This is a genomic window from Nocardioides sp. P5_C9_2 (assembly GCF_054049555.1).
Map to the genome: position 1 here is coordinate 1 of NZ_JBFUMD010000600.1, position 1,951 is coordinate 1,951.

Here is a 1,951-nt window from a genome sequence, read left to right on the forward strand (position 1 = left end):
CCGACGCGCTGGGCTGGCGGTGGGTCTTCGGGGGCGCCGACGCGCTGGGCTGGCGGTGGGTCTTCGGGGGCGCGGTCGTGCTCGTCGCCGGCGCCGCCGTGCTGATCGCTCCCGCTCTCCGCTCGGGCCACCGCCCCGACGCCGACGACACGACCGGCGACGCGGGAGCCGACGACGCCGATGCCCCCCGCGGCAGCCTCGTGTGGGCGGCCGTCGCCGCGGTCGCGGTCCTCGCGCTGGAGCTCCTCGGCTCCGAGCCCGGTACGCCGCTCGCAGCGGTCGGCGCCCTGCTCGCGCTGGTGCTCGTGGTCGTCTCGCTGCGCCGGCTGCTGCCCGCCGGCACCCTCATCGGTCGTCGCGGCCTGCCGTCGGTGATCGCCACCCGCGGTCTCCTCAGCGCGTCCTTCTTCTGCGCCGAGGCCTTCATCGTCTACGTCCTCCAGGAGCAGTGGGGCCTCTCGCCGGGTCGCGCGGGCCTCGCGCTGACCTTCGTCGGCCTCACCTGGGCGAGCGCCAGCCAGGCACAGGCGCGGCTCGGTAGCCGGGTCTCCGACGTCACCGCCATGCGGGTCGGGACCGCACTGGTGCTGGCCGGGGTGGGCGCGCTGGCCCTCTCGGTCGAGCTGCACCTGCCCGCGGTGGTGACCGGCGCGTCGTACGTCCTCGCGGGTGCCGGCATGGGCTTCGGCTACCCGCGCACGAGCGTCGCCATGCTGGCGGTCTCGAGCGACCGCGACCGCGGCTTCAACTCCTCGGCCCTGACCATCGCCGACTCGCTCGGCGCGGCGCTGGCGCTGTCGGTGTCGGGGGTCGTCTTCGCTGCCGCCGGGAGGGCCGGCGTCGACCCGTTCCTGGCGGTGTTCGTCCTGGGCGGACTGATTGCCGCGCTGGGGGTCGCGGCAGCCGCCCGCACCCGGGCGGCCCAGCTCCCCTGAGGCCCCGCAGCGGCGCCGTGGTGGTCCGGGGTCGCCCGCAACTGGCGGTGGAGGGCAACGATCCGGCTCGATCACCCGTCGCACGCCGCCAGCTGTCACAGCCGCCTGTCGTACGCCGCCAGCTGCCGCCGCCGCGCGTCGGGGTCCGCCAGCTGCCCCGGGGGGTCGACTCGGCGGCCACCTCGCGCCTCCGGGCTGCCTAGCGACCCCGCAGCGGGCCGCCCGAGCGGCCGTGGCCCTCGGCGACGATCTCGGCCACCACGGACAGCGCGATCTCGCCGGGTGCCTTGCCGCCCGTGTCGAGGCCGGCGGGCACGTGGAGCCGCTCCAGGCCGGGCACGCCCTCCTCGGCGAGGTCGGCCAGCAGGCCCTCGGCCCGCCGCCGGCTGGCCATCATCGCGACGTACGACGCCGGCGACGCCAGCGCGTCGCGCAGCACCCGGGGCGCGTCGGGGGCGTCGTGGTCGCACAGCACCACCGCATCCCCGGCGCGCAGGTCGAGGGCCGCGACGAGCTCGACCCCACGTCCGCCCTCGTCCTCGGCCACGACGACGACCTCGCGGCCGACCGCCGAGGCGATCACCTCCATCGCCTCGGCGATGGGGTTGCGGCTGAGCACGACGATGCGCCCGCGGGCAGCCGGGTCCCCCGACGGGTCGTCGGACCAGGGCTGCTCGCGGGTCGGCATGTCAGACCAGCTCGGGCTCGGTCTTCTCGCGGACCTCGTCCTCGGTGACGCCCGGGGCGAGCTCGACGAGCTTGAGCGCCCGCTCGCCGACGGTGCCCGAGGGGGCGACCTCGCCGGTGGCCGGGTCGATCACGTCGATGACGGCGAGGTCGGTGATGATCCGCTGCACGACCCGCTTGCCGGTGTAGGGCAGGTCGCACTCGTTCAGGATCTTGAGCGATCCGTCCTTGGCCGTGTGCTCCATCAGCACGATGACGCGCTTGGCGCCGYKGACSAGCTCCATCGCGCCRCCCATGCCCKKSACCATCTTGCCSGGGATCATCCAGTT

The 1,951-nt window shown here is 75.7% G+C and carries 2 protein-coding genes and 1 pseudogene; 1 reads left to right on the forward strand and 2 read right to left on the reverse strand.

The window, feature by feature from the left end; translation table 11 throughout:
- Positions 1-935 (forward strand): annotated as a pseudogene (locus tag ACXJKL_RS20095) (hypothetical protein); the annotation flags it as partial.
- Between the two features lie 199 nt (positions 936-1,134).
- On the opposite strand, the gene ACXJKL_RS20100 reads toward ACXJKL_RS20095, so the two are convergent.
- Positions 1,135-1,623: an XdhC family protein gene (locus tag ACXJKL_RS20100; RefSeq protein ID WP_457208764.1), complete on the reverse strand. Its 489-nt coding sequence runs from the start codon at positions 1,621-1,623 to the stop codon at positions 1,135-1,137.
- Position 1,624: 1 nt separating this feature from the next.
- Positions 1,625-1,951, reverse strand: a 327-nt coding sequence (locus ACXJKL_RS20105; protein ID WP_457208765.1) for a CoA-transferase, incomplete at its 5' end; no start/stop codon positions are given.

Coding starts and splice junctions, on each gene's coding strand:
- ACXJKL_RS20100 (WP_457208764.1), bottom strand. CDS start 1,623: ATGCCGACCCGCGAGCAGCCCTGGTCCGACGACCCGTCGGGGGACCCG.